The sequence below is a fragment of the Pseudomonas sp. P9_2 genome (assembly GCF_034008255.1).
Classification (GTDB): Bacteria; Pseudomonadota; Gammaproteobacteria; order Pseudomonadales; family Pseudomonadaceae; genus Aquipseudomonas; species Aquipseudomonas synxantha_A.
Genome location: NZ_CP125376.1, coordinates 4,018,983 through 4,045,491, shown reverse-complemented (window position 1 = coordinate 4,045,491; position 26,509 = coordinate 4,018,983). Strand labels below are relative to the sequence as shown.

Genomic DNA, 26,509 nt, shown 5'->3' with positions numbered 1-26,509 from the left:
CGCGGATCAGGGCTTGCTCACCTCCCCCACTTAGATCTGTGTGAGCTTGGTTGCCAGTGCCTTGGCCTGAAGCGCCACATCCGTCACCGCCGTGCTCTCCCACCACATGCCCCGCAACGGCGGCCCCATGGCAAATAGTCGCTGGCTGACCTGGCCTTGGGCATCCAACACTGCACCGTGCGCATGCGCCGCAATCCCCAACGCCAACGGCCCGGGCTGGATCAACCCGCGCTTGAGCAATTGCTGCGGCAACGGCCGGGCCACGCGGCGCCAGTCGTACTCGATGCCGCTGGAGTTGATCAGCGCCGCTCCCGAAACCTGTGTGATCCCCTGCTCGCCACGATAGCGCACCGCAATGGCAACCCCCTCATCCGCAGGCACCAGCCCCTTGAACGACGCCGCACGTATCCGCAACCGCCCTTCTTCCTGCAAGCGCGCCACCAACTGCGCACTCAACGGTGGCGAGCGGTGGTGATGGCTTTCCCACCATGGCCGCACATGTCGCACGAACTGGCGCTTCTGAATTTCACTGGCCTGGCTCCACAAGCGTGCGATGTGCCCGCGCACAGTGTCCAGCGGCGCCTGCCAGTCGATGCCTTGCGCCAGCGCGAACCGACATTGGCGTCGCACCTCGCGCAGCAATTGCCGCGGGCTACGCAGGCGGTGGTCCGCGGCCAGGAAGTCGTCCCAACCCGGTGGTTGCCGCCGCACATGGGGCAACAGGCCGTGGCGTGAAAAAATCTCGACAGGGCCGCGATGCCCAGCCTGTTCCAGTGAGACCACGGCATCGACCATGGTCAACCCGGAGCCGATGATCAGCACCGTTGATTGCGGGTCGAGCTGAGTCATGGACTGCACGTCCCAGGGATCCAGCGCGGCGGCGTTCAGCCCAGTGGACTCGGTCTGTGGCGTGCGCGCTGCCGGAAACATGCCGGTGGCCAAGACCGCGAAGGAGCCACGCAGTTGCTCGCCATTATCGAGGGTGACCCGCGTCGACGTTGCATCGACTTGCAGGTCGACCCCTTCAGCACGGATATGCTCGACGATCGAAGTGGATAGCGCCTTGGCCTCGGCCAGGCGCTGTTGCGCATACAGCCCGAAAATCCCCCGCGGCGGGAACAGTTCGCTGACCGGCACGTGCTGCTGGTCCGACTCCGGCCACTCACCGCCGGCGATGTAGTCGGTGAGCCATTGGGTCAGGTCGTCGGCATTGTCCGGGTCTACACTCATGCGCGCCGCATTGCCGTTCAAGGTGTGGCCCAGCTCGACTGCGCTGTAGGCCTCGCCGCGCCCCAGCTCAGCACGCGGCTCGATCACCAGGATGCGCCGCGTGCCCGGCAGGCGCAGCAGCTGCACGGCGAGCATCGTGCCGCTCAGGCCACCGCCGATAATCAGTACATCAGCGTTGTGGGAGGATTCACTCATGCAGGTTCGCCTCACATTCCGTCCCTATACTGCCTCCAGCGCAAGTGTGCCGGTTACTTTGGACCCCGCCGAGGAGACAGTACACCTCAATAAAGCGCAAAGTGGTACACGAATCGTCACCCTTACAAATGGCGATATGAAAGTCAAAGGCACGACGAAACGGCGCAAGGCCAACGCAACAGGTTCAGTGACCTGCAATATCAGCGATGCCGTCAACCGGACCTATCGGTCGATGGAGACCCACTGTTGTTTCCAGCTCCGCAAGTTTAAGCAATTAGACTCGTGACGCACAAACCGAAGGCGCTGGTAAGCGCCTACGGTTTTAACTGCTAAGAAAGCGGTTCAGCGTATGACCTCATACTCTGCGACAGGGGATTGCACCACATTACCCGAGGGGGAAGTGATCATGTAACGGGCTGACGCCGCCCCTAGAACGAACGCCTCCGCCGGCAGCATGAAAATAATTGGCCGACCAACGTCGCTGGCGCTCACCACATAAAATGCCTTCCACTCGTCAATGCTGCTCTTGTAGAACACCGTCAACAGATCACCCTCTTCCATCCCTTCGTAAGCGTCGACTACATAAGTGCCGCCGTTTACTACAGCAGTAAGATGAATAACCGTGCCGACGGCTTCCTGAATGTAGGGTGGATTGATCGAGGCGCTGGTGACCGTAACAACTTTGTGCAGTTTCGTGATCATCTTGAAATCTCCATTTTCTGATAACGCTGGCGTCGCCCAAATTGCCGAAGCAACTCAAGACTCACTGGCGGGCGAATGGAGTAAACATGTATTTTCAGGCTTGCTCTACTGTGAAAACTAACAGGTATAAACCAGTTGACGGCCCGGTCAGATCACCACATTACGAACAAATCGCACCGCCACATCACCCTCATTGCGATAGCCGTGGGATTGGCGGCTGGCGAACATGTAGAACTCACCGGCCGCGACGGTGTGTTCTTTGTCGTCGAGAATCAGGGTCAATGCACCTTCATACACGAACAACTGCACACTCCAACCTTCCGGGTCCGGCTCGGGGCTGTAGCGATCCCCCGGCTCCAGGCGCATCTCCCACAATTCCACTTCGCGCCGGGCGTTGGCTTTGGCGAGCAGTACGGCTTTGCTGCCGGGTATATCGCCGGCCCAAGCCAGCTCATTGATACGACTATGGTCAGGCGCATCCGGTGCCTGGATCAAGTCGCTGAACGCCACCTCCAGCGCTTCGGCCACGCGGTCGAGGGTGGACAAGCTGACGTTCTTCTCCCCCGCTTCAATCGCCACCAGCATGCGCCGGCTGACACCGGATTTTTCCGAGAGCGCGGTCTGGCTCAGGTCCGCTGCATGGCGCAGGCGACGAACGTTCTGGCTGACATGCTGCAGGACCGAAGCCCGTTGCGGATTTTCTTTGTGCACTATATTGCTCAATAGGTGGGTGTGCGCAGTATACTGCCCAGCGTGCGGCGCATTGTGCGGTCCGTGCCTTCCCCTTGCAAGACCGAGCCGCCATGACCGCCCCGAACTCCCCTTCGCGTTTCAACCGTTTCAGTAAAGCCGAATGCATCCTGGTGGTGATCACCATGATCTGGGGCGGCACCTTTTTGCTGGTGCAGCACGCCATGACCGTCAGCGGGCCGATGTTTTTTGTGGGGCTGCGCTTCGCGGCGGCGACGCTTGTGGTGGGGTTCTTTTCCTTGCGCACCCTGCGCGACCTGACCCTGTTCGAATTGAAGGCCGGGGTGTTTATCGGGGTGGCGATCATGTTCGGCTACGGTTTGCAGACCATCGGCCTGCAAAGCATCTTGAGCAGCCAATCGGCGTTTATCACCGCCTTGTATGTACCGTTTGTACCGCTGTTGCAGTGGCTGGTGCTGGGCCGTCGCCCCGGCTTGATGCCCAGCATCGGCATCATGCTGGCGTTTGCCGGGTTGATGCTGTTGACCGGACCGGCGGGGGCCTCGCTGAATTTCAGCCCGGGTGAAATCGCCACGCTGATCGGTGCCGTGGCAATAGCGGCCGAGATCATTTTGATCAGCGCATTTGCCGGCCAAGTGGATATTCGCCGGGTGACCGTTGTGCAATTGGCCACCGCTTCGGTGCTGTCGTTCATGATGGTGGTGCCGATGGGCGAGGCGTTGCCGGGCTTTTCGTGGTTGCTGCTGTTCAGTGCCGTGGGTCTGGGCTTGACCAGTGCGGTGATCCAGGTGGCGATGAACTGGGCACAGCAAAGTGTTTCGCCAACCCGGGCTACCCTGATCTATGCCGGCGAGCCGGTGTGGGCAGGCGTGGTCGGGCGGATTGCCGGGGAGCGCTTCCCGCCGATTGCAATGGTCGGGGCGGTGTTGATTGTGGTGGCGGTGATTGTGAGTGAGATGAAGACGAAGGGGCAGAAGGCAGTTGAACTCGCCGATGCCCTGGAACAGGAGCGTCAGGGATAATCTGCAAATGCTGTGGCGCCTGCTCTATCGTCATCGCGGGCAAGCCCGGCTCCCACAGGGGGCGGCGTTTCAATTCAAGGGTTTTGAACCAGTGCCAAATGAGAGGTTTCGGCCTACCTTGTAGGATCCTGCCACATCTTGCCGTTTGGTGATCGTGAAAGCGGCACGTATGATGCATCCCAAACTCCCGCAGATTAGAAGCCTATGTCCCTGATAGTTCTACTGCTTCTGCCTTTTATCGGCAGCTGTCTGGCGGCCTTGCTGCCGCATAACGCACGTAACACCGAATCCCTGTTGGCCGGCCTGGTGGCATTGGTCGGTACTATTCAAGTCGCCCTGCTCTACCCCCAGATCGCCCATGGTGGCGTGATACGTGAAGAATTCATGTGGTTGCCCAGTCTTGGGCTGAACTTCGTGTTGCGCATGGACGGGTTTGCCTGGCTGTTCTCGATGCTGGTGCTGGGTATCGGCACGCTGGTGTCGCTGTATGCGCGCTACTACATGTCGCCGGACGACCCGGTGCCGCGTTTCTTTGCGTTTTTCCTGGCCTTCATGGGCGCCATGCTTGGCCTGGTGATCTCCGGCAACCTGATCCAGATCGTATTCTTCTGGGAACTGACCAGCCTGTTCTCGTTCCTGCTGATCGGCTATTGGCACCACCGTGCCGATGCGCGACGTGGCGCGTATATGGCGCTGATGGTCACCGGCGCTGGCGGGTTGTGCCTGCTGGCGGGCGTGATGTTGCTGGGGCATATCGTCGGCAGCTATGACCTGGACCAGGTGCTGGCGGCGGGCGACCAGATTCGCGCGCATTCGCTGTACCCGGTCATGCTCGCCCTGGTGCTGATCGGCGCCTTGAGCAAAAGTGCGCAGTTCCCCTTCCATTTCTGGCTGCCCCACGCCATGGCGGCGCCGACGCCGGTTTCGGCCTACCTGCACTCGGCGACGATGGTGAAGGCCGGCGTGTTCCTGCTGGCCCGCCTGTGGCCGTCGCTGTCCGGCAGCGAAGAATGGTTCTGGATCGTCGGCGGTGCCGGCGCCCTCACTCTCCTCCTCGGCGCTTACTGCGCCATGTTCCAAAACGATCTCAAGGGCCTGCTGGCCTACTCCACCATCAGCCACCTCGGGCTGATCACCCTGCTGCTGGGCCTCAACAGCCCACTGGCTGCAGTTGCCGCTGTATTCCACATTCTCAACCACGCCACCTTCAAGGCTTCGCTGTTCATGGCGGCGGGCATCATCGACCACGAAAGCGGCACGCGGGATATCCGCAAGCTCAGTGGGCTGGTGCGGTTGATCCCGTTTACCGCGACCCTGGCGATGGTGGCCAGTGCGTCGATGGCCGGGGTGCCGTTGCTCAACGGCTTCCTGTCCAAAGAGATGTTCTTTGCCGAAACCGTGTTTATCTCGTCGACCCAATGGGTGGAAATCGCCCTGCCAGTGATTGCGACCATCGCCGGCACCTTCAGCGTGGCCTACGCCCTGCGCTTTACCGTGGATGTGTTCTTCGGCCCACCGGCTACGGACTTGCCGCACACGCCTCACGAGCCACCGCGCTGGATGCGTGCGCCGGTGGAATTGCTGGTGTTCACCTGCCTGCTGGTGGGGATTTTCCCGGCCCAGGTGGTCGGCTCGATCCTTGCCGCTGCGGCGTTGCCCGTGGTCGGTGGTGTGCTGCCCGAATACAGCCTGGCGATCTGGCACGGCTGGAACGCGCCGATGATCATGAGCCTGGTGGCAATGACCGGCGGCGTGGTGCTGTACCTGATGCTGCGCAAGCAACTCAAGCGTGGCCGCTTCGAATACCCGCCGCTGATCGGCTATTTCAACGGCAAGCGTGGCTTCGAGCGCTGCCTGGTGGTGATGATGCGCGGTGTGCGCAGGATCGAAAAACGCATCAGCACCAAGCGCCTGCAAACCCAATTGTTCCTGCTGGTGATCGTCGCGGTGATCGGGGCCATGATCCCCATGATCAACAGTGGCCTCACCTGGGGCGACCGGCCGAAGATCCCGGGCTCCATTGTGTTCGTCACCCTGTGGCTGCTGGCGATCGCCTGCGCCCTGGGCGCAGCCTGGCAAGCCAAGTACCACCGGCTGGCGGCCCTGACCATGGTCAGCGTGTGCGGCCTGATGACGTGCGTGACCTTTGTGTGGTTCTCGGCACCGGACCTGGCCCTGACCCAATTGGTGGTGGAAGTGGTGACCACCGTGCTGATCCTGCTCGGCCTGCGCTGGCTGCCACGGCGTATCGAAGAGGTGTGGCCATTGCCCAACACCTTGCGCAAGGCGCGCATTCGCCGGGTGCGCGACTTGTTGCTGTCCACCGTGGTGGGCGGCGGTATGGCGCTGTTGTCCTACGCGATGCTGACCCGCCAGACACCCAACGATATCTCCTCGTTCTACTTGAGCCGAGCCCTGCCCGAAGGCGGCGGCAGCAATGTGGTGAACGTGATGCTGGTGGACTTCCGTGGCTTCGACACCTTGGGCGAAATCACCGTACTCGGCGCCGTGGCGTTGACTGTTTACGCCCTGCTGCGCCGCTTCCGTCCGTCCAAGGAAAGCATGCAGTTGCCGGCGCAACAGCGCCAATTGGCACCGGACGTGGCCACAGACCTGGTCAACCCGCGCCAGGCCAGTGACACCGCCCTGGGCTTTATGATGGTGCCGGCGGTGCTGGTGCGCCTGCTGTTGCCGATTGCGCTGGTGGTGTCGTTCTACCTGTTCCTGCGCGGTCACAACCAACCAGGCGGCGGGTTTGTCGCCGGGCTGGTGATGTCGGTAGCGTTTATCCTGCAATACATGGTGGCGGGCACCCAATGGGTCGAAGCGCAGATGAGCCTGCGGCCCATGCGCTGGATGGGCTTCGGCCTGCTGTCGGCGACCTTGACCGGCCTTGGCGCGCTGTTCGCCGGGTACCCGTTCCTGACCACCCATACCTGGCATTTCCACGTGCCACTGCTCGGCGATATCCATATCGCCAGTGCGTTGTTCTTCGACATTGGCGTGTACGCCATGGTCGTGGGCTCGACGCTGCTGATGCTGACCGCCCTCGGCCACCAATCTGTGCGAGCACATAAACCGAGCAACCAGCCCAAAGTCGTTGCTGCAACCGAAGGAGCCGCCTGATGGAAGAAGTCATCGCAATTGCCATTGGGGTCCTGGCGGCCTCCGGCGTCTGGCTGGTGCTGCGGCCACGGACATTCCAGGTGGTGATGGGCCTGTGCCTGTTGTCGTACGGGGTCAATCTGTTCATTTTCAGTATGGGCAGCCTGTTTATCGGCAAGGAGCCGATCATCAAGGACGGCGTGCCGCAAGACCTGCTCAACTACACCGACCCTCTGCCCCAGGCCCTGGTACTTACAGCCATCGTGATCAGCTTCGCCATGACCGCGTTGTTCCTGGTGGTGCTGCTGGCATCCCGGGGCCTGACCGGCACCGACCATGTGGATGGCCGGGAGCCGAAGGAATGAATTGGGTTAATCAACTGATCGTTGCGCCGATTCTGCTGCCGTTGTTCACGGCGGCACTGATGCTGATGCTCGGCGAGAAACGCCGGCCGCTGAAGGCCAAAATCAACCTGGTCTCCAGCTTGATCGGCCTGGGCGTGGCCGTCCTGTTGCTGTACTGGACACAAAAAGGCGGGCCCGGCTCGATCGGCGTGTACCTGCCGGGTAACTGGCAAGTACCGTTCGGCATCGTGTTGGTGGTGGACCAGCTCTCGGCGCTGATGCTGGTGCTCACCGGGGTTATCGGCGTAAGCGCATTGCTGTTCGCCATGGCCCGCTGGGACCGTGCAGGCACTAGCTTCCATGCGCTGTTCCAGATCCAACTGATGGGTCTGTACGGCGCATTCCTCACCGCGGATTTGTTCAACCTGTTCGTGTTCTTCGAGGTGCTGCTGGCGGCGTCCTACGGCCTGATGCTGCATGGTTCGGGTCGTGCTCGGGTGTCGTCCGGCCTGCATTACATTGCGATCAACCTGCTGGCGTCGTCGCTGTTCCTGATTGGCGCGGCGATGATCTACGGCGTCACCGGCACGCTGAATTTCGCTGACCTGGCGCTGAAAATCCCGCTGGTGCCGGAGGCTGATCGCGGCCTGCTGCACGCTGGCGCAGCGATCCTGGCGACCGCGTTTCTGGCCAAGGCCGGCATGTGGCCGCTGAACTTCTGGCTGGCGCCCGCCTACTCCTCGGCCAGTGCGCCGGTGGCGGCGATGTTCGCGATCATGACCAAGGTTGGCGTGTACACCGTGCTGCGCCTGTGGACCCTGCTGTTCTCCGGCCAGGCCGGCGCCTCGGCGCTGTTTGGCGGCGACTGGCTGGTGTACGGCGGCATGGCGACCATCATTTGCGCGGCACTGGCGATGGTGGCGGCGCAGCGCCTGGAGCGCATGGCCAGCCTGAGCATCCTGGTGTCGGCCGGGATTCTGCTGTCGGCCGTCGGGTTTGCCCAGCCGAGCCTGACCGCTGGGGCGCTGTTCTATCTAGTCAGCTCCACCCTGGCACTGAGTGCGCTGTTTTTGCTGGCGGAATTGATCGAGCGTTCGCGCTCGGCCAACGACCTGCCGCTTGATGAAGAGATTGATGCGCTGCCCAAGGCCATGGAATCGCTGCATCCGCGTCCGGGTGTGAACCTGGACGATGAGCAGAAAGCCGTGGTCGGACAGGTCATCCCTTGGACCATGGCCTTCCTCGGCTTGAGCTTTATCGCCTGCGCGCTGCTGATTATCGGCATGCCGCCATTGTCGGGGTTCATCGGCAAACTCAGCCTGTTGAGTGCGCTGATCAACCCACTGGGCCTGGGCAACGCCGTGGACGAATCGATCCGTCCTGCAGCCTGGGGCCTGGTGGCGTTACTGATTTTGTCTGGCCTGGCGTCGCTGATCGCCTTCGCCCGCCTTGGTATCCAGCGCTTCTGGACCCCGGAAGAGCGCCCCTCCCCGCTGCTGCGACGCTACGAATGCGTGCCGATCTTCGTGCTGCTGGGCTTGAGCATCGCGTTAACGTTCAAGGCCGAACCCTTGATGCGCTACACCCTGGCCACCGCCAAGAGCCTGAACAACCCGGAAAGCTATGTGATGGCGGTGATGGCCACGCGGCCCGTACCGAGCCCTGAAGCCAAGGCCGCCGCGCTGGAGGTGCAACCATGAAGCGCCTGTTTCCTGCACCTTGGTTGTCGCTGGCCCTGTGGGTGTTGTGGCTGCTGCTGAACCTGTCGATCAGCCCCGGCAACCTGCTGCTGGGCGCGCTGCTGGGCTTTCTCGCGCCTTTGCTGATGGCGCCGCTACGCCCGCAGCCGATCAGCCTGCGTCGCCCTGGCGTGATCCTGCGCCTGTTCCTGTTGGTGGGCCGCGACGTGATCGTCTCCAACCTGCAAGTAGCATGGGGTGTACTGACCTGCGGCACACGCCCGCCGCGCTCGCGCTTCATCAAGATCCCCCTGGACCTGCACAGCCCCAACGGCCTTGCCGCGCTGTCGATGATTACCACGGTGATCCCCGGCACCATTTGGTCAGAACTGGCGCTGGACCGTAGCATCTTGCTGCTGCACGTATTCGACCTTGACGATGAAGCCCTGTTTATCCAGCACTTCAAAGCCACCTACGAGCGGCCCCTGATGGAGATCTTCGAATGAGCGCCCTGCTCTCCAATGCGATCCTGTTCAGCCTGTTCCTGTTCTCGCTGGCGATGGTGCTGACACTGATCCGCCTGTTCAAAGGCCCCTCCGCCCAGGACCGAGTCCTGGCGCTGGACTACCTGTACATCCTGGCGATGCTGATGATGCTGGTACTGGGTATTCGCTACGCCAGTGACACTTACTTTGAAGCGGCGCTATTGATTGCGCTGTTCGGCTTCGTCGGCTCGTTTGCCCTGGCCAAATTCCTGCTGCGTGGGGAGGTGATTGAATGATGCCGTTATGGGTTGAAGTGATAGTGGGGGTGCTGCTGGTGCTCAGCAGCGTGTTTGCCTTGATTGGCGCGATAGGCTTGCTGCGGATGAAGGAGTTTTTCCAACGCATGCACCCGCCGGCACTCGCCTCGACATTGGGCGCATGGTGCGCGGCACTGGCGTCGATTATCTATTTTTCGGTGCTCAAGTCCGGGCCGGTGTTGCACGGGTGGCTGATCCCGATTCTGCTGTCGATCACCGTGCCGGTGACTACCCTGCTGCTGGCGCGTACCGCGTTGTTCCGCAAGCGCATGGCCGGTGACGATGTGCCGGCTGAAGTCAGCAGCCGTCGCTGATTAATCAAGCGGACACAGTAAAAATGTGGGAGCTGGCTTGCCTGCGATAGCGGAGTTTCAGTCAATGATGCTGTGACTGATAAACCGATATCGCAGGCAAGCCAGCTCCCACATTGGGTTTGGCGCCAGGCAAACGATCGGATACGCGCCGCCAATAGCGCCAACTCAACATCATCCCGATACGCACCACATCGGGAAGCGCCCGGTCGATCCAGCACTAAACCTTTCCCCATACAACATGAGAGAACAATAAATGTACTCGATCGACTTGGCACTGATGAAGCCCGGAGATATCGTTTTCACCACCGAAACAAGTCTCACAAGCAAGACTATAAGAAACTTTACCGGCGGCAACTATTCGCACGTCATGCTTTGCGTAGGTTATGGCAGCTGCATACATGCGGATAAAAAAGGAGGTGTTCATTCTTTTAATGCACAGAGATTACTTGTTGAACACCCGAATCAAATCGCCCTAAAGCGATATAACCCGTCTCTTTCACCTGAGACGTTGAAAATCATTGATCAATATGCTCGATTAAAAATTGGCACTGTATATTCTATATGGGAGGCCATGAAGGCGGCGCCCCTTTTCAAGAAAGAATGGTTTGGGCATTTAAAAGTCGACCTTGAAAAGCCTTCAAGCCTTCAATTTTGCTCAAGGCTGGTAGCGCAAGCCTACAGCCATGCGGGCCTGAAGTTATCGGCCACTCCATTCAGCTGCACTCCAGTCGAAATTTTCAACTCTCCAACGCTCGAACTGGTTGAAAAGGCAGTTATCCGCGTCCCTGAAGAGCTGGTAGCGCTTATAAACGACGATTCAAAGAACAAAATTAAAATACATACTGACACAATCAAAAAGCTACTCGAAAGCGTTAGAAAACTATACGGAGACTCCATCCAGACTTTGCACGACCTCGAAGCCTTAGCCATTACCACTGAGGGTGCGGACGATATCATTGCCAATTTAACAATCAAATCTGGTTACTTGGAACTATGGAAAATTGATATCGAAGAAAGTCCTTGGCGGTACAGCCAAGTTGAATTTGAAAAGTGGGCGACCGATAAACAGAAGAGAGCAGAGATCGCCCAAAACGAGTTAAGCATGGCACAGCATCAGCTAAGCCGCCACTTAGAATCTCTTTATATAACGCGCGAGAACTATAAAAATTACCCAAACAAAACATTCGGACAATTAATAGTACTATACGAAACCCTAGTAATGCTCGCAGAGAAGAAGACAGAATTATTCTCTCACTATTGACCGCATGCATCACGCCTACAACAAGCCAAGTCTCCAATATTCATATTCAAAAACGCCCCAAACCAGTCGGGGCGTTTTTCATTCTGCGTGTTGCTACCAACGGTTAGTCAGCCAACCGCCACGTCGTCCCGCCCTTCCCGTCTTCCAACACCACACCCATCGCGGTCAGTTGGTCACGGATACGGTCGGATTCCACCCAGTCCTTGTTAGCCCGAGCAGCCAGACGCGCCTGGATCAGTGCATCTACTTCTGCGGCATCCACACGCCCTTCAGCGCCGGCTTGCAGGAAGTCATCGGCTTCCATCTGCAACACACCCAGCACGCTCGCCAGTTCTTTCAGGCGCGCCGCCAGACCGGCCGCTGCGTCGAGGTCGCTCTCACGCAAGCGGTTGATCTCACGCACCATCTCGAACAGCACGGCGCAGGCTTCGGGGGTGCCGAAGTCGTCGTTCATGACTTCAGTAAAGCGTGCCACGAAGGCTTCGCCGCCGGCCGGAGCCACGCAAGGCAAGCCTTTCAACGCGTGGTAGAAACGCTCCAGGGCGCCCTTGGCGTCCTTGAGGTTGTCTTCCGAGTAGTTGATGGCGCTGCGGTAGTGGCTGGACACCAGCAGGTAGCGCACCACTTCCGGGTGGTACTTTTCCAGCACGTCGCGGATGGTGAAGAAGTTGTTCAAGGACTTGGACATCTTCTCGCCATTGATGCGGATCATGCCGCAGTGCATCCAGGCATTGGCGTAGGTCTTGCCGGTGGCAGCTTCGCTCTGGGCGATTTCGTTTTCGTGGTGCGGAAACTCCAGGTCGCTGCCGCCGCCATGAATGTCGAAGGTCTCGCCCAGGCAGCAGGTGGACATCACCGAGCATTCGATGTGCCAGCCCGGACGCCCAGGGCCCCACGGCGATTCCCAGCTTGGCTCGCCGGGCTTGGTACCTTTCCACAGGACGAAGTCGAGCGGGTCCTGCTTGGCTTCGTCGACTTCGATGCGCGCGCCGATGCGCAGGTCTTCGATCTTCTTGCGCGACAGCTTGCCGTAGCCCATGAACTTGGCGACGCGGTAGTACACGTCGCCATTGCCCGGGGCGTAGGCGTAGCCCTTGTCGATCAGGGTCTGGATCATCGCGTGCATGCCAGGTATGTGATCCGTGGCACGCGGTTCCATGTCCGGCTTGAGGATGTTGAGGCGCGCCTCGTCCTCGTGCATGGCAGCGATCATGCGCTCGGTCAGCGCGTCGAACGACTCGCCGTTTTCGTTGGCGCGGTTGATGATCTTGTCGTCGATGTCGGTGATGTTGCGCACATAGGTCAGGTCATAGCCGCTGAAACGCAACCAGCGGGTCACCAGGTCGAAGGCAACCATGCTGCGGCCGTGGCCGATGTGGCAGTAGTCGTACACGGTCATGCCGCACACGTACATGCGCACCTTGTTGCCATCCAGCGGCTTGAAGACTTCTTTGGTCTTGCTGAGTGTGTTGTAGATCGTTAGCACGACAGCTCCTTAAACAGAATCACTGGCCCCACGAATCTCGCAAGGTCACGGTACGGTTGAATACCGGAGCACCAGGTTTGGAGTCCTTGATATCTGCGCAGAAGTAACCTTCGCGCTCGAACTGGAAACGGTCTTCCGGCTGTGCGTCGCCAAGCGATGGCTCGGCACGACAACCTGTGAGCACTTGCAGTGAGTCAGGGTTGATGTTGTCGAGGAAACTCGCGCTGTCTTCGGCCTTCTCAGGGTTCGGCGAGCGGAACAGACGATCATACAAACGCACTTCGCACTCGATGCTGGCGGCTGCCGGCACCCAGTGGACCACGCCCTTGACCTTGCGGCCTTCAGGGTTCTTGCCCAGGGTGTCCGGATCGTACGAGCAGCGCAGTTCGACGATGTTGCCATCGGCGTCCTTGATCGCTTCGTCCGCACGGATCACGTAGCTGCCGCGCAGGCGCACTTCGCCGTTCGGCTCCAGGCGCTTGTAGCCCTTGGGCGGCTCTTCCATGAAGTCATCGCGGTCGATGTAGATTTCGCGGGCGAACGGCAATTTGCGCACGCCCAGCTCTTCTTTCTGCGGATGACGCGGCAGCTCGAGGTTCTCGACCTGGCCTTCAGGGTAGTTGGTGATCACCACCTTCAACGGCCGCAGCACGCACATGGCGCGCGGGGCGTTGGCGTCGAGGTCCTGGCGGATGCTGAATTCCAGCATGCCGAAGTCGACCACACCGTCGGAACGGTTGGTGCCGACCATGTCGCAGAAGTTGCGGATCGACGCCGGGGTGTAGCCACGGCGACGGAAGCCCGACAGCGTGGACATACGCGGGTCATCCCAGCCATGCACGTGCTTTTCATCCACCAGTTGCTTGAGCTTGCGCTTGCTGGTGATGGTGTAGTTCAGGTTCAGGCGGCTGAACTCGTACTGACGCGGGTGCGCCGGCACCGGCAGGCTGTCCAGGAACCACTCGTACAGCGGGCGATGGCTTTCGAACTCCAGGGTGCAGATGGAGTGGGTGATGCCTTCGATGGCGTCCGACTGACCGTGGGTGAAGTCGTAGTTGGGGTAGATGCACCACTTGTCACCGGTCTGGTGGTGGTGGGCATGGCGGATGCGGTACATGATCGGGTCGCGCAGGTTCATGTTTGGCGAGGCCATGTCGATCTTGGCACGCAGCACGCGGGCGCCGTCCGGGAACTCACCGGCGCGCATACGGTTGAACCAGTCCAGGTTCTCTTCCACCGAACGGTCGCGGAACGGGCTGTTCTTGCCCGGCTCGGTCAGCGTGCCACGGTACTCCTTGGCCTGCTCCGGGGTCAGGTCGTCCACATAGGCCTTGCCGGCCTTGATCAGCTCGACAGCCCAGTCGAACAACTGGTCGAAATACTTGGAGGCATAGCGCACTTCACCGGACCATTCGAAGCCCAGCCACTTGATGTCGCTTTCAATGGCGTCGATGTATTCCTGGTCTTCCTTGGCCGGGTTGGTGTCGTCGAAACGCAGGTGCGTGACGCCACCGAACTCCTGGGCCAGGCCGAAGTTCACACAGATCGACTTGGCGTGACCAATGTGCAGGTAGCCGTTGGGCTCTGGCGGGAAGCGGGTGACGATCTGCGTATGCTTGCCCGAATCCAGGTCCGCCTGGATGATCGGGCGCAGGAAATTGACCGGGACGGCAGGTCCGGCCTTGGCATTCGAGGTAGGGTCGACAGTGGGCTTGCTCATAGGATCCTTGAACAGACAGGTTCGTGGCCGGGTCAGGCCAGATAAAACAAAGGGCTTATCATAGCCGAAGCTGTCAACCACCTGACAGAGCGCGGTCGAAAACTGCTGCTTTAATTGCTGCTTTAATGACAGGCGCGGTAAAAAACCACCTCGAAATTCCTGCAAGGCACGCTAAACTGCGCGTCTTGGCCCAAGCTTCGCCAAACCGGTCGTGGCTCCCAGGCGCCCAAACCCACGAATTCCCTGAAAAGAGTAGTGAACATGACTCAAGTCAAACTGACCACCAACCACGGTGACATCGTCATCGAGCTGAACGCCGACAAGGCGCCGATCACCGTCGCCAACTTCATCGAATACGTGAAAGCCGGCCACTACGAAAACACCGTTTTCCACCGTGTCATCGGCAACTTCATGATCCAGGGCGGCGGTTTCGAGCCTGGCATGAAAGAGAAGAAAGACAAGCGTCCAAGCATCCAGAACGAAGCGGACAACGGCCTTTCCAACGACAAGTACACCGTCGCCATGGCCCGTACCATGGAGCCGCATTCGGCCTCCGCGCAGTTCTTCATCAACGTCGCCGACAACGCCTTCCTCAACCACAGCGGCAAGAACGTGCAGGGTTGGGGCTACGCGGTGTTCGGTAAAGTCACCGAAGGCCAGGACGTTGTCGACAAGATCAAAGGCGTGTCCACCACCTCCAAGGCCGGTCACCAGGACGTTCCAGCCGAAGACGTGATCGTCGAGAAAGCCGAGATCGTTGGGTGATATTACTGATTTCAGATTTGCATCTGGAAGAGGAGCGCCCGGACATTACCCGGGCGTTTCTGGATCTGCTCCACGGCCGCGCCCGTGGCGCCCAGGCGTTGTACATTCTGGGGGACTTCTTCGAAGCCTGGATTGGCGACGATGGCATGACTGCCTTCCAGCGTTCCATCTGTGCGGCGTTGCGTGAACTGAGCGACAGCGGCACCCCGATTTTCATCATGCATGGCAACCGCGATTTCCTGATCGGCAAGGCGTTCTGCAAAGCGGCAGGCGCTACCTTGCTCAAGGACCCGAGTGTCGTGCAATTGTATGGCGAGCCTGTGCTGCTGATGCACGGCGACAGCCTCTGCACCCGCGACCTTGGCTATATGAAGCTGCGGCGCATCCTGCGTAACCCGATTGTGTTGTTTATCCTGCGCCACCTGCCCCTGGGCACGCGCCACAAACTGGCGCGCAAACTACGCAACGAAAGCTCTGCTCAAGTGCGCATGAAGGCCAACGACATTGTCGATGTCACGCCTGAAGAAGTGCCGCGAGTAATGCAGCAGTTCGGCGTGCGCACCCTGGTCCACGGCCATACGCACCGCCCTGCGATCCATAAGTTGCAGATCGGCGACCAGGCGGCCAAGCGCATTGTGCTGGGGGACTGGGACAAGCAAGGGTGGGCGCTGCAGGTGGATGAGCAAGGCTTTCAACTGGCGGCGTTTGATTTCGTCAACCCGCAGTTGGCGTTGCCTGGCGCCTAAACCTCTGACACAACACCGATCAACCTGTGGGAGCTGGCTTGCCTGCGATAGCATCACCTCGGTGCATCTGATACACCGAGGTGTCGGCATCGCAGGCAAGCCAGCTCCCACAGGGACCGCGCTGACCTTATGATCAGTGCCCCGCAGCCGCCGGCCCTGCCTTTGCCGTGAACGGTGGCTTGGCCAGCCACACCAGCAACATCAAGCCCATGAACATCCACCCCAGCAACGTGAAGTAATCCACGGTGGACATCATGTACGCCTGGCTGGTGAGAATCTGGTCCAGCTGTGTGTACGCCTTCTGCCCTGCCCCGCCCAGCGCCTGCAACGCATCCCGGGTGGCCGAGTCGTAGGTGGTCATGTTCTCGCTCATGTAGGCATGGTGCTGATCCGCCCGGCGAATCCAGATCCAGGTGGTCAGCGAGGCCGCGAAGCTGCCGCCCAGGGTACGTAGAAAGGTCGCCAGCCCCGCGCCGTCGGCAATCTGGTGCGGCGGCAGGTCGGACATCAGGATGCTCAAGGTCGGCATGAAGAACAGCGCCACGCCGATGCCCATGAACAGCTGCACCATGGCGATATGGGTAAAGTCCACTTCGTTGGTGAAACCGGCGCGCATAAAGCAGCTCAGGCCAATCGCCAGGAACGCCAGGCCTGCCAGCAAGCGCAGGTCGAACTTGTGCGCGTACTTGCCCACGAATGGCGACATCAGCACCGGCAAAATGCCGATGGGCGCCACCGCCAGCCCGGCCCAGGTGGCGGTATAGCCCATCTGGGTTTGCAGCCACTGCGGCAGGATCAGGTTGATGCCGAAAAAGCCCGCATACCCCAGGATCAACACGATGGTGCCGATACGGAAATTACGGTATGCGAACAGCCGCAGGTTGACCACCGGGTGCTTGTCGGTCATCTCCCAAATGATGAACACCGCCAGGGCGATCACCGAAATGGCCGCACCGATGATGATGAAGTTGGATTCGAACCAGTCCAGGTCATTGCCCTTGTCGAGGATGATCTGCAAGGCACCGACCCCGACGATCAGGCTCAACAACCCGACGTAATCCATAGGCTGGTAGCTGGTGACCACCGGGCGTTTCTTCAACTGCGAGCGCACCACCATCACCGCGAAGATACCGATGGGCACGTTGATGAAAAAGATCCACGGCCAGCTGTAGCTGTCAGTAATCCAGCCGCCGAGGATAGGGCCTGCAATCGGTGCCACCACCGTGACCATCGCCAATAACGCCAGGGCCATGCCGCGCCTGGCCGGTGGGTAGACCGCGATCAACAGCGTCTGGGTCATTGGGTACAACGGCCCGGCGACCAAACCTTGCAGCACGCGAAAGCCGATCAACTCGGGCATCGAGGTGGAAATCCCGCACAGGAACGAGGCCAGCACAAACAGGATGGTCGCCCACAGAAACAGCTTCACCTCGCCAAAGCGCCGGCTCAACCAGCCGGTGAGCGGCAACGCGATGGCGTTGCTTACGGCAAACGAAGTGATCACCCAGGTGCCCTGCTCCGAACTCACGCCCAGGTTGCCGGAAATGGTCGGCAAGGCCACGTTGGCGATGGTGGTGTCGAGCACCTGCATAAAGGTCGCCAGCGACAGGCCAATAGTGGCCATCAACAGGCTGGGTGGCGTGAACGAGGCGTTATTGCTCATCAGCGTTGCGCAGCCTTGGGAGCGGCGACGCTGTTGTCATGAATCAACTGATTGATCATGGCATCCGCTTCGGCCAATTGACGGTCATACACGTTGGTGGTGAACGAGGCTTTTTGCGGCGCCTGTTGCGCCAGCACCGGGCCGCTCTGGTCGTGCAGGTCTACGTTGACCACGGTACTCAACCCCACCCGCAGCGGGTGCTTGGCCAGCTCTTCGGCGTTGATATGGATGCGCACCGGTACCCGCTGCACGATCTTGATCCAGTTGCCGGTGGCGTTCTGTGCCGGTAGCAAAGCGAACGCGCTGCCGGTGCCGGCGCCGAGGCTGTCGACGGTGCCGCTGTACTTCACGTCGCTGCCGTAGATGTCCGACTCGATATCCACCGGCTGGCCGATGCGCATATCCCGCAGTTGGGTTTCCTTGAAGTTGGCGTCGATCCACAGCTGGTCCAGCGGGATCACCGCCATCAGCGCGGTGCCCGGTTGAACACGCTGGCCCAGTTGTACGGTGCGCTTGGCTACATAGCCGGTGACCGGCGCAATCAGGGTGCTGCGCGCATTGGTCAGGTAGGCCTGACGCAGTTGTGCAGCGGCGGCTTGCACGTCGGGGTGGGACGAAATCACCGTGTCATCCACCAGGGCATTGGTGGTTTTGAGTTGTTGCTCAAGGTTGGTCAAGGCGTTCCTGGCGGCGGTCAGGCTGTCGCGAGCGTGGGACAGTTCTTCCTGGGAGATCGCGCCGCCCTGGGCCAGGGTCTTACGCCGGTTGTAGTTGTCCTGAGCCGTTTGCACATCGGCCTTCTGCGCATTGACCTGGGCTTTCATGCCGTCGACATTGCTGTACAACCCGCGCACCTGGCGCACAGTGCGAGCCAGGTTGGCCTGGGCACTTTGCAGGCCGACGGCAGCATCGTTGGGGTCGAAATTGATCAGCACCTGGCCTTCATGCACCAGGTCGCCATCGTCGGCGCCGATGCTGACCACGGTGCCGGTGACCAGTGGGGTGATTTCCACCACGTTGCCGTTCACGTAGGCATCGTCGGTGCTCTCATTGAAGCGCCCGTAGAACTCATACCAGGCCCACACGCCGACCACACCGAGGATGACGATCAGCGCCAGGCCGATGAGCATGACTTTGCGTTTGCGTGGGTTGTTGTCTTTAGGTTGTTCAGTTGCGTTGTTGCTGTCGGCAGTGGCCATGACAAATACCTCAAATTATTCCGTGCGTGTGGCGGGGGTGGTCGCGGCCACGTTGCTGGCGTTGTATCCGCCACCCAGGGCCTGCATCAGTTGAATCGACAGATCGATCTGCGCCGCCTTCAGGGTCGCCAGCTGACGCTGGGCCTGCAGCAGTTGCTGCTCGATACTGAGCACATCCAGGTAGTTTCCGATGCCTGAGCTGTAGCGTTGCACCCCGGTGTCGTAGGACTGCTGGGCAATGTCGGCGGCATGTTGCTGGGCCTGGATCTGGCGGCCGGTGTCGCGCAGCTGCGAAAGGCTGTTGCCGATATCACCCAGGGCTTGCACCAGCGTTTTGTTGTACTGGGCCACGGCCAGGTCGTAGTCGGCGTCGCGGGCGTCAAGGTCGGCGCGCAGGCGGCCACCATCAAAAATCGGCAGCGAAATCGTCGGCGCAATATTGAAGAAGCGGCTGGCCGAACCGAACATCGCATCGCCCAGCAACGACTCGGCGCCTGCGCTCGCGCTCAGGTTGAGGTTGGGGTAGAAGCGGGTTTTGCTCGCGTCGATGTTCTTGCTCGCCGCCTCCACTCGCCAGCGTGCGGCCACCAGGTCGGGACGACGGCCGAGCAGCTCGGCGGGCAATACCGAAGGCACGGCGATAGCGCTGGGTTTGAGCACCGTCGGGCGCGCCAACTCGTCGCCACGGTCCGGGCCTTTGCCGAGCAATACGGCGAGGGCGATCTTGGCGCTTTGCAGTTGTTTTTCCGCGTCGATCAGTTGCGACTGGGAGCTGGCTTCCAGGCTCTCGGTCTGCTGGTACTGGTATTCGCTGTCGATGCCGGAACTCAGGCGGCGCTTGCTCAGGTCGAGCATCTGGCGGGTGCGCTTGAGGTCATCGACGGCCAGGTCACGCACGATATGCGCCTGGCCCAGGTCGCTGTAGGCTTTGGCCACGTTGGCCGCCAGGGTCAGGCGCGCGGCCTGCTGGTCGACTTCGGCGGCGCGGGCCTGGCCCAACGCGGCTTCCCAGGCGGCGCGCTGGCCGCCCCACAAGTCAAAGTTGTAGTTGAAGCTGGCGCCGATGTTGCGCACCGTCGAATAGGCATCGCCCTGGCCACGTGGGTCCTGGTCCTTGGCCAAGCGCGAGCGGCTTACACCGGCGCTGGCATCCACGGTCGGCATACGCGCGGCGTTGGCGGCATAGGCGGCGGCTTCGGCCTGGTGGGCACGGGCGTCGGCGACTTGCATGTCGGGGCTGTTTTGCAGGGCTTCCTGGATCAGGCCGTCAAGCTGTGGGTCGCCCAGGCTTTTCCACCAGTCGGCGGCCGGCCAGGCGGCGCTCGACAGCGTCACGCCGCTGAGGGATTTGCCGGTTTGCAGGGTGTTGGCGTCCAGTCGCTGACCCTGGGTGTCGAGGCCGCTGTAGTTGGCGCAACCGGCCAACGTCATCGCCGCCAGCACCAGGCTGAATGCGCGTGTGTTCATGATCTACCTACCCGCTGGATCGTGATGGGGTCACCCGCAGCGATCAGTATCTTCTTCAGGATCCGCTCCAGGGTTTCCAACTCGCCCGGTTCAAGCGCGCCGGCCAGTTGGTTGAGGGCCTGGGCGCCGATGTGCGGGAGCATGTCCGCCAGGCGCTGGCCCTCGGCAGTCAGCACCAGCTGCACCTGGCGTCGGTCCAGCTCGGAGCGCTTGCGGCTGAGCAGGTCTTTTTGCTCCAGCCGGTCGAGCATCCGCGTCATCGAACCGCTATCGAGTGACAGGTTGCGGCACAGCTCGGCCGGGGTGTCTACACCGAACTGGGCCATGATGATCAACACCTTGAACTGCGCGGCGGTGATGCCGTGGGGTTCCATATGGGTGTCGATGATGCGGTCCTTGAGGATCGCGGCGCGGCCCAGCAACAGGCCGAGATGGCAGTTGTGGAAGTTGTCAGGGGTGAAGTGAGGCATCGAAAGTCACCTTATTACTGCCTAGGCAGTGAATGTGTGACGAGATATTACTGCTTAGGCAGCGAATGTCAAATGGAATAATTAGGTTGCTTGGTAGTTGACCGAAGGCTGGAGTGAAATGAAAACCAATGTGGGAGCAAGCCCCCTCCCACATTTTTTACCGCGTACCGATCAGAAATCGCGCTTGTAGAAGATATCCAGAGAACTGGCTACGCCCGTAGCGACTTCCAGGTACACCTTCTTGCTCAACAAGTAGCGCAGCGCAATGGTGTTAGCCGGTTCAAACACCCCGACCCCATAACGCAGGCTGAGTTTCTCGTTGATCTTGCCGCTGGCTACCACGGCGGTGCTGTTACCGGTGCCCTGGGTGTCGAGGTCGAAGTCCTGGATACCCAGCTTGTTGGCGATATCCGAGGTCACGCCGGCACTGCCCATCAAGCCCAGGCCGAGAGCGGCTTCGGCGAGCATGTTGTTGTCTTCGCCGGTGTTGGTGCGCGAACGGCCCAACACCAGATACGACAGCGCATCCTCTTGAGCCATGGCCGGCTCGGAGAAAATCTGCGTGGCCGGCTGCTCGGCGCTGCCGCTCAGGCGAATACCGGCAGTCACGGTGCGTGACGATTCGACCACTACGCGCACGGCTTCGATATCCAGAAACGGTTGATCCAGCGGCCCGGCAAACAACAGCCGTGCGCGGCGCACGTTGAGGCGCTGGCCGTAGGCACGGTAACGGCCGTCGTTGAGCCACAGCTCGCCACGAGTATCCATGTTGTCGCCGATATGCACATGGCCCTGGACCTTGGCGGTCAGGCCGAAGCCGGCGAAGTTGAGCTGGTCTTCGCCCACCTCCACGTCGATATCCATGGCCATCGCCATCGGCGCTTTGCCCTCTTCGGTCTGGCTGCCGATGATCACCGTGTCGTCAGAGACCTTGACCGTCGAAGGCGGCAGCTCGCGCACGGTGATATCACCACGGGGAATGTGAACCTTGCCGGCAATCGCCAGTTTGTCGTCCTTGAGGCTGATCTTCAGGTCGGGCGCCACTTCCAGCTTGGCGTAGGGTTCTACGGTGACCGGCAGTTGCGAGCCCTTGAGGCTGAGGTCGACCACCAGGGCCCGGCCCCAGTCGATCTGGCCCGTGAGGCTGCCCTGCCCGGCCTTGCCGCTGCGCCAGCCACCGTTGAGCTGCACGCTTTCACCGGCGATCTGCGCCCGCAGGTTCAAGCCCTCAAGACTGATGGGCAACTCGGGTCCGGAGACTTCACCGTCCACCAAGTTCAGGTTGCCGTTGACCAGAGGCGCTAGCAAACCGCCGGAGATACGCCCGCTGCCGTTGAGCTTGCCGGTGAGTTTTTCCACCATCGGCACAAACGGCCGCGCCACGGCGAGGTCCAGGCCCGTGAGGCTGAAATTGCCGGTGATCGGCTTGTTGTTCGGCAGCGGATTTATCTGCGCCTGCAACAACAACTCGCCAAGCTTGCCGCCACGGAAATTCAGCTGGGTGTCGATACGCTTGGGGTTGAGGGTGGTTTCCAGCTTCAGGGTGTCGTAGGGGAAATCCAGCCACTGGCCCTTGTCGCGCACGCGCAAGGTGCCGCCGCTGGCATCTACCGCCACTACGCCCTTGGGCCCGCTTTCCGGCAAATCGAGCTGTACGTCAGCATTGAGCTTGCCCTGCCAGGCGAAGTCTTTGGGCAAAAAGGCCGCAAGGCTGTCGATGGGGAATTGCTTGAGGTGGTAACGCAGCTTCGGTTCGGGCATCAGGCGCTGGTCTTCGCCGCACAGGCTGGCGGGCCCGGAAACCCAGCAGTGCGCACCGAAGGTCAGCTTGCCATCGGCCAGGCGCTCGATTTTCGCCGGGGCTTGCAGCCGCCAGTCCTGGCCGCCGGCTTGTACATCACCGCTGGCCAGGCGCCCGCGCCAGTTGTTTTTATCGAGGTTGCCATCCAATGCCAGGGCCAGTTTGACCAGGGGGCCGGCCAGGTCCAGTTGGACCTTTTGGTTCTTGATATCGCCCTGGGCGCTGGCGGTCAGGTTGCCGACCTGGGTTTCGCCGGCGTAGATGCCGCTGGCCTTGAGGTCGAGCTTGGCGCGTTGGGCGCTATCGAGGCTGGCGTCGAGGTTGAGGGCTTGCAGGCGATTGTCGGCAAATGCGAGTTGCTGGCCCTTGAGGTCGAGTTTGCCTTGCGGCGCCTTCAAGGTGCCGGCCACATCGACACGCCCATTGATTTGCCCGCGCAGTTGCGGCCAGAGCTGGGCCAGGCGCGTCAGCTTGATGTCGATCTGCCCGGCCAGGCGTTGTTGCAGGCTGCCACTGCCGTTGATGCGGTTGTCACCCAGGCGGATGTCCAGGTTGGCGAGGGTCCATTGTTCGCCTGCACCTTCGGCCTTGGCCACCAGCACAGCGGTTTGCCCGCGCAGGCGGCCCTTGAGGTCAAGGTCGGCGTTGAGCTTGAGTTGTTCATTTTTGAACTCGCCTTTGCTGCGCAGCGGTCCGGCCAGGGTGCCGGGTAACTCGGCCACCCAGTACGCCGGGTTCAACGCCGACAGGTCCAGCGCGGTGTCCCAGGCAATACCGTCGGCAAATTGCAGGTTCAGGTGGCCTTCGGCCTTGCCCTGACCGGCCGTCAGTTTCAACTCGGGCAGGAAGACCTGCTTGAGGTCGCCACTGAAGGGGGTGACCACATTGAACTTACCCGCCGGGCCATCAAGGTCGGCCTTGAGATTGCCCAGGTAATTGCCGTCCTTATAGGAGATTTCACCATTGAAGGTACGCAATGCCACTTGTGGCTCGTCGATGACGGGATAGAGGCGATGCCAGGGGAAGTCCAGCCAGTCGATTTTGGCGTCAGCACTGAAGCCTTGTTGCCAATCCAGGTTGGCACTGAGCTTGAGGCTTTGCTGGTCACCGGCATTCAGGTCCAGGCCGGCAATCTGCGCGCCCTTGGCATCGACCTTGCCTTGCAGGAGTAAATCCACCGGGCCTTTTTCCGCTGGCAGCACGGCCTTGCCCAGCAACTGGTAGCCATCTTTCAGGTTGCCCTTGGCGCTCAAGTCCAACTGGTTGAGTTGCAAGGTGTCAGGCAGGTCGGCGCTGGGCTTGAACGCCTCGGAGGTGATGTGCAACTGCGCCGGCAGATTTTCGGCCAGGGGTTGCAGCTCGCCTTTGAGCTTGGCCGGCAGGTAGCCGCTGCTGTCGGCGTCGAGATTGAGGGTCTTGAGCAGGTCGCCGTCGAGCTTGAGCGCGACGCTCCAGGGTGCACCGCCTGGGGCGTAGGGCAGGCTCAGGTTGCCGGTGGCATTCAGCGGCCAATCGCCGGTAGGTTGCAGCAGGCCGGCAAGGTCGAGCACCAGGTCATCGCGCTGCAAATGTACCGAGTCAATCTGCATGCCAGCGGTGGTCCAGTGCGCCGCCAGTTGCAGGCCCTTGAGTTCTTCGCTGCCGTTGAACAGCAGGCTACCGATGCGAACGTCGCCCAGTTGGATGGCAACCGGCAGTTTCAGGTCGGGGAGTTGAATCGGCCCGCTGCTGCTCTCTTCGGCACTGGGGGCAAATTCCAGGCTGACCTGTTCCACGTCCAGTCGGTTGATACACAGGGTCATGCGCAACAGACAGCCGGGCGACCAGTCAAACGTCGGCGCATTCAGCTCGACGCGGCTGCCGTCCTGCCGCCACAGCAGATGACCGGCACTCCACTGCCCGCCCAGGCGGCCCTGGAAATTCTCCACGCTCAAACCTGGCACCTGGCCCAAGGCCCAGCGACTGCCCGCCTGGGTGCCAAGCACTGACCACAGCGCCAACAACAGCAACACGAGGATGGCGACCAGCACCAGCCCCGCTATCTTAAAACCACGCATCACAGCTCAGGCCCCATGGAAAAGTGCAAGCGAACGCCGCCCGGATCTTCGAGGGCATGGGCCAGGTCGAGGCGGATCGGCCCCACCGGCGAAACCCAGCGCACGCCGACGCCGACGCCGGTTTTCAGGCTCGGCAGGTCCAGGTTGTTGAACGAGTTACCCTGGTCGATGAAGGTCGCGATCCGCCATTTATCGGTGATGGAGTATTGATACTCGGCACTCAAGGCCACCATGTAGCGACCACCGATACGGTCGCCACGATCGTTCTCGGGCGACAGGGTCTGGTACTCGTAGCCGCGCACGCTCTGGTCGCCACCAGCAAAGAAGCGCAACGACGGCGGCACGGATTTGTAGCCGTTGGTGGCACTGCCGCCAAATTGTGCGCGCCCCAGAAAACGGTGGTTGTCCCACAAGGTGGTCAGGCCCTTGATCGTGGCCGTGCCGTAAAGCAGGTTGGTGTCAGACCCCAGGCCCTCTTTGGCGACCTTGGTGTCGAACATCAGGCGATAGCCATGGTGCGGGTCGATACGGTTGTCGCTGCGCAGGTAGGAATAACTGACCCCCGGCATCAACAGGTTACTCAGCCCCGAGTCATTGCCCAGGCGGTATTCCTCACGCTGGTACTTGAGGGAAATCACCCGCGTCCAGCCGCTGGGCAACTTGCTGTGCCATTCAGGACCGACGGTAAGCAGCTTGCTCAAGGTGTCGGTGTTGGCGATCTCTTCATTCTGATAGCCACCGGCAAAGCGCAATTTGTCGGTAAGCGGCGGGTCCAGCGGTATGTCATACCACAGGCCGACGTTCTGCCGCGGCGCCGACAATTCGGCTTCCCAACCGTAACTGTGGCCCTGGGGGTTGACCCAATGCCGCGTCCAGTTGGCTTTGCCCCGTGGGCCGACGTCGGTGGAGTAACCCAGGCCGAGGCCCATGGTGCGGGGCTTGCGGGTTTCCAATTGCACGGCGACGGGGATTACGTCGTTGGTCGCGGCGGTGGGGCTGGCGTCTACGCGCACGCCTTCGAAGAAGCCGCTAGCTTGCAGGTTCTGGTTGAGTTCGGCGACCAGCTCGGAGTCGTACGGCGTGCCACTGTCAAAGGGCACCATGCGTTGCAACAGTTCTTCATCAAACGGCGTGTCGCCGCTGAAGCTGACCTTGCCCATGCTGTAGCGCGGGCCGCTGTCGTAAATGAGTTCGATGTCGGCCACACCCGCTTGAGGGTCAACCGCGAGCTTCTGGCTAGTGAAGCGCCCGCTGAAAAAGCCGTAGCGTGACGCCTGGTTCTGGATCAGGCGCTTGGCGTCTTCGTAATGACCGTGATTGAGCACGGCACCGGGCTTGAGGTCGTCGCTGGCGGGTACGCGAAAGGCCTTGAGGCTCGCGGCCTGGCCATCGACCCGAATAGTCACGTCGCGCAAATGTACCGGTTCGCCGGGGTCGATGGTGAGGGTCAGGCGCGGGTTCTTGCCGCCCTTCACCTCGCTGGCGATTTGTGGCTGATAGAAGCCCAGTGCCTGCGCGGCTTTGCGCGCCTGCTCCTCGGCGCCACGGCTGAACCGCAGCAAGGCTTCTTCGTCACGATCGCCGACCCCGCCGATATAGCCTTCGATGTTGGCTTTCAGCGCGTCGTTTGAGGGTTTGATCCGCACGTCCAGTTCACTTTGCGCCAATGCGCCGCAGCTTGTGAACAGCAGAATCAAGCCGCTGGTAAATCTTCCTGGATACTTCATAGGCGCGGATGCTACACGAGCTAGGGAGGGACTTTGAACTCGG

22 protein-coding genes are annotated in these 26,509 nt (G+C 60.8%); 11 read left to right on the top strand and 11 right to left on the bottom strand.

The window, feature by feature from the left end:
* Positions 1 to 30 precede the first annotated feature (30 nt).
* Positions 31 to 1,425, bottom strand: coding sequence for an FAD/NAD(P)-binding protein (locus QMK52_RS18125; protein WP_005789157.1), 1,395 nt, complete (start codon positions 1,423 to 1,425; stop codon positions 31 to 33).
* On the opposite strand from QMK52_RS18125, the gene QMK52_RS18120 reads away from it, so the two are divergent.
* Positions 1,424 to 1,711, top strand: a complete 288-nt coding sequence (locus QMK52_RS18120) for a hypothetical protein (RefSeq protein ID WP_032803606.1) — start codon at positions 1,424 to 1,426, stop codon at positions 1,709 to 1,711. The two genes, QMK52_RS18125 and QMK52_RS18120, sit on opposite strands and share 2 nt — an antisense overlap.
* 56 nt (positions 1,712 to 1,767) lie before the next feature.
* On the opposite strand, the gene QMK52_RS18115 is transcribed toward QMK52_RS18120, so the two are convergent.
* A complete protein-coding gene (locus QMK52_RS18115; protein WP_005789158.1) occupies positions 1,768 to 2,127 on the bottom strand; it encodes a hypothetical protein in 360 nt (119 codons plus the stop codon).
* A 147-nt stretch (positions 2,128 to 2,274) separates the two neighbouring features.
* Positions 2,275 to 2,838: a helix-turn-helix domain-containing protein gene (locus QMK52_RS18110; protein WP_005789160.1), complete on the bottom strand. Its 564-nt coding sequence runs from the start codon at positions 2,836 to 2,838 to the stop codon at positions 2,275 to 2,277.
* A gap of 92 nt (positions 2,839 to 2,930) precedes the next feature.
* On the opposite strand from QMK52_RS18110, the gene QMK52_RS18105 reads away from it, so the two are divergent.
* The 8 genes from QMK52_RS18105 to QMK52_RS18070 all read left to right on the top strand — a co-directional run bounded on the left by QMK52_RS18105 (position 2,931) and on the right by QMK52_RS18070 (position 11,365).
* Positions 2,931 to 3,860: a DMT family transporter gene (locus QMK52_RS18105; protein ID WP_194438603.1), complete on the top strand. Its 930-nt coding sequence runs from the start codon at positions 2,931 to 2,933 to the stop codon at positions 3,858 to 3,860.
* 204 nt (positions 3,861 to 4,064) lie between these two features.
* Entirely contained in the window at positions 4,065 to 6,986 is a 2,922-nt protein-coding gene (locus QMK52_RS18100; protein ID WP_122733449.1) for a monovalent cation/H+ antiporter subunit A, read from the top strand.
* Positions 6,986 to 7,330: a Na+/H+ antiporter subunit C gene (locus QMK52_RS18095; RefSeq protein ID WP_005789164.1), complete on the top strand. Its 345-nt coding sequence runs from the start codon at positions 6,986 to 6,988 to the stop codon at positions 7,328 to 7,330. Before QMK52_RS18100 ends, QMK52_RS18095 begins: the two co-directional genes overlap by 1 nt.
* Positions 7,327 to 9,009, top strand: a complete 1,683-nt coding sequence (locus tag QMK52_RS18090) for a monovalent cation/H+ antiporter subunit D (RefSeq protein WP_005789166.1) — start codon at positions 7,327 to 7,329, stop codon at positions 9,007 to 9,009. Before QMK52_RS18095 ends, QMK52_RS18090 begins: the two co-directional genes overlap by 4 nt.
* Entirely contained in the window at positions 9,006 to 9,494 is a 489-nt protein-coding gene (locus QMK52_RS18085; protein ID WP_194438605.1) for a Na+/H+ antiporter subunit E, read from the top strand. The genes QMK52_RS18090 and QMK52_RS18085 overlap by 4 nt, the downstream gene beginning before the upstream one ends.
* Positions 9,491 to 9,769, top strand: coding sequence for a K+/H+ antiporter subunit F (locus tag QMK52_RS18080; protein ID WP_005789171.1), 279 nt, complete (start codon positions 9,491 to 9,493; stop codon positions 9,767 to 9,769). Before QMK52_RS18085 ends, QMK52_RS18080 begins: the two co-directional genes overlap by 4 nt.
* On the top strand, positions 9,766 to 10,104 hold the full coding sequence (locus QMK52_RS18075) for a Na+/H+ antiporter subunit G (RefSeq protein ID WP_194438607.1): 339 nt from the start codon (positions 9,766 to 9,768) through the stop codon (positions 10,102 to 10,104). Before QMK52_RS18080 ends, QMK52_RS18075 begins: the two co-directional genes overlap by 4 nt.
* A 253-nt stretch (positions 10,105 to 10,357) precedes the next feature.
* Positions 10,358 to 11,365, top strand: coding sequence for a YiiX/YebB-like N1pC/P60 family cysteine hydrolase (locus tag QMK52_RS18070; protein WP_005789174.1), 1,008 nt, complete (start codon positions 10,358 to 10,360; stop codon positions 11,363 to 11,365).
* Positions 11,366 to 11,468: 103 nt separating this feature from the next.
* On the opposite strand, the gene cysS is transcribed toward QMK52_RS18070, so the two are convergent.
* Together cysS and QMK52_RS18060 are read right to left on the bottom strand one after the other, a co-directional pair.
* Positions 11,469 to 12,851 carry a cysteine--tRNA ligase gene (gene cysS, locus QMK52_RS18065; RefSeq protein WP_320403167.1) on the bottom strand — a complete coding sequence of 461 codons (1,383 nt, stop codon included), beginning with the start codon at positions 12,849 to 12,851 and terminating at the stop codon, positions 11,469 to 11,471.
* 19 nt (positions 12,852 to 12,870) lie between these two features.
* A complete protein-coding gene (locus tag QMK52_RS18060; protein WP_005789177.1) occupies positions 12,871 to 14,571 on the bottom strand; it encodes a glutamine--tRNA ligase/YqeY domain fusion protein in 1,701 nt (566 codons plus the stop codon).
* Between the two features lie 261 nt (positions 14,572 to 14,832).
* Here QMK52_RS18060 and QMK52_RS18055 point away from each other — a divergent pair, with 261 nt between their 5' ends.
* On the top strand, positions 14,833 to 15,336 hold the full coding sequence (locus tag QMK52_RS18055; RefSeq protein WP_005789179.1) for a peptidylprolyl isomerase: 504 nt from the start codon (positions 14,833 to 14,835) through the stop codon (positions 15,334 to 15,336).
* A complete protein-coding gene (gene lpxH / locus QMK52_RS18050) occupies positions 15,333 to 16,082 on the top strand; it encodes a UDP-2,3-diacylglucosamine diphosphatase (RefSeq protein WP_005789181.1) in 750 nt (249 codons plus the stop codon). Before QMK52_RS18055 ends, lpxH begins: the two co-directional genes overlap by 4 nt.
* 133 nt (positions 16,083 to 16,215) lie before the next feature.
* Here lpxH and QMK52_RS18045 read toward each other — a convergent pair whose 3' ends face one another.
* From QMK52_RS18045 to QMK52_RS18020, 6 genes are all read right to left on the bottom strand, one after another.
* On the bottom strand, positions 16,216 to 17,745 hold the full coding sequence (locus tag QMK52_RS18045) for a DHA2 family efflux MFS transporter permease subunit (protein ID WP_194438609.1): 1,530 nt from the start codon (positions 17,743 to 17,745) through the stop codon (positions 16,216 to 16,218).
* On the bottom strand, positions 17,745 to 18,944 hold the full coding sequence (locus QMK52_RS18040; RefSeq protein WP_005789185.1) for an efflux RND transporter periplasmic adaptor subunit: 1,200 nt from the start codon (positions 18,942 to 18,944) through the stop codon (positions 17,745 to 17,747). The genes QMK52_RS18045 and QMK52_RS18040 overlap by 1 nt, the downstream gene beginning before the upstream one ends.
* Positions 18,945 to 18,959: 15 nt before the next feature.
* Positions 18,960 to 20,411 (bottom strand): efflux transporter outer membrane subunit, encoded by a 1,452-nt coding sequence (locus tag QMK52_RS18035; protein WP_005789187.1) that lies wholly within the window; start codon positions 20,409 to 20,411, stop codon positions 18,960 to 18,962.
* Positions 20,408 to 20,881, bottom strand: coding sequence for a MarR family winged helix-turn-helix transcriptional regulator (locus QMK52_RS18030; RefSeq protein WP_005789189.1), 474 nt, complete (start codon positions 20,879 to 20,881; stop codon positions 20,408 to 20,410). Before QMK52_RS18030 ends, QMK52_RS18035 begins: the two co-directional genes overlap by 4 nt.
* 171 nt (positions 20,882 to 21,052) lie before the next feature.
* Positions 21,053 to 24,739 carry a translocation/assembly module TamB domain-containing protein gene (locus tag QMK52_RS18025; RefSeq protein WP_320403166.1) on the bottom strand — a complete coding sequence of 1,229 codons (3,687 nt, stop codon included), beginning with the start codon at positions 24,737 to 24,739 and terminating at the stop codon, positions 21,053 to 21,055.
* The gene (locus QMK52_RS18020) at positions 24,739 to 26,466 is read right to left on the bottom strand and encodes an autotransporter assembly complex protein TamA (RefSeq protein WP_005789193.1); all 1,728 of its coding nucleotides are present in this window, start codon (positions 26,464 to 26,466) and stop codon (positions 24,739 to 24,741) included. The genes QMK52_RS18025 and QMK52_RS18020 overlap by 1 nt, the downstream gene beginning before the upstream one ends.
* Positions 26,467 to 26,509 lie beyond the last annotated feature (43 nt).

What these genes read in the sequence shown, in the direction of transcription:
- QMK52_RS18070 (WP_005789174.1), top strand. Translation starts at nt 10,358, where the DNA reads ATGTACTCGATCGACTTGGCACTGATGAAGCCCGGAGATATCGTTTTC.
- QMK52_RS18090 (WP_005789166.1), top strand. Translation starts at nt 7,327, where the DNA reads ATGAATTGGGTTAATCAACTGATCGTTGCGCCGATTCTGCTGCCGTTG.
- QMK52_RS18080 (WP_005789171.1), top strand. Translation starts at nt 9,491, where the DNA reads ATGAGCGCCCTGCTCTCCAATGCGATCCTGTTCAGCCTGTTCCTGTTC.
- QMK52_RS18120 (WP_032803606.1), top strand. Translation starts at nt 1,424, where the DNA reads ATGCAGGTTCGCCTCACATTCCGTCCCTATACTGCCTCCAGCGCAAGT.
- QMK52_RS18030 (WP_005789189.1), bottom strand. Translation starts at nt 20,881, where the DNA reads ATGCCTCACTTCACCCCTGACAACTTCCACAACTGCCATCTCGGCCTG.
- QMK52_RS18100 (WP_122733449.1), top strand. Translation starts at nt 4,065, where the DNA reads ATGTCCCTGATAGTTCTACTGCTTCTGCCTTTTATCGGCAGCTGTCTG.
- QMK52_RS18045 (WP_194438609.1), bottom strand. Translation starts at nt 17,745, where the DNA reads ATGAGCAATAACGCCTCGTTCACGCCACCCAGCCTGTTGATGGCCACT.
- QMK52_RS18105 (WP_194438603.1), top strand. Translation starts at nt 2,931, where the DNA reads ATGACCGCCCCGAACTCCCCTTCGCGTTTCAACCGTTTCAGTAAAGCC.
- QMK52_RS18020 (WP_005789193.1), bottom strand. Translation starts at nt 26,466, where the DNA reads ATGAAGTATCCAGGAAGATTTACCAGCGGCTTGATTCTGCTGTTCACA.
- QMK52_RS18085 (WP_194438605.1), top strand. Translation starts at nt 9,006, where the DNA reads ATGAAGCGCCTGTTTCCTGCACCTTGGTTGTCGCTGGCCCTGTGGGTG.
- QMK52_RS18035 (WP_005789187.1), bottom strand. Translation starts at nt 20,411, where the DNA reads ATGAACACACGCGCATTCAGCCTGGTGCTGGCGGCGATGACGTTGGCC.
- QMK52_RS18115 (WP_005789158.1), bottom strand. Translation starts at nt 2,127, where the DNA reads ATGATCACGAAACTGCACAAAGTTGTTACGGTCACCAGCGCCTCGATC.
- QMK52_RS18095 (WP_005789164.1), top strand. Translation starts at nt 6,986, where the DNA reads ATGGAAGAAGTCATCGCAATTGCCATTGGGGTCCTGGCGGCCTCCGGC.
- QMK52_RS18060 (WP_005789177.1), bottom strand. Translation starts at nt 14,571, where the DNA reads ATGAGCAAGCCCACTGTCGACCCTACCTCGAATGCCAAGGCCGGACCT.
- QMK52_RS18075 (WP_194438607.1), top strand. Translation starts at nt 9,766, where the DNA reads ATGATGCCGTTATGGGTTGAAGTGATAGTGGGGGTGCTGCTGGTGCTC.
- QMK52_RS18055 (WP_005789179.1), top strand. Translation starts at nt 14,833, where the DNA reads ATGACTCAAGTCAAACTGACCACCAACCACGGTGACATCGTCATCGAG.
- QMK52_RS18040 (WP_005789185.1), bottom strand. Translation starts at nt 18,944, where the DNA reads ATGGCCACTGCCGACAGCAACAACGCAACTGAACAACCTAAAGACAAC.
- QMK52_RS18025 (WP_320403166.1), bottom strand. Translation starts at nt 24,739, where the DNA reads ATGCGTGGTTTTAAGATAGCGGGGCTGGTGCTGGTCGCCATCCTCGTG.
- QMK52_RS18125 (WP_005789157.1), bottom strand. Translation starts at nt 1,425, where the DNA reads ATGAGTGAATCCTCCCACAACGCTGATGTACTGATTATCGGCGGTGGC.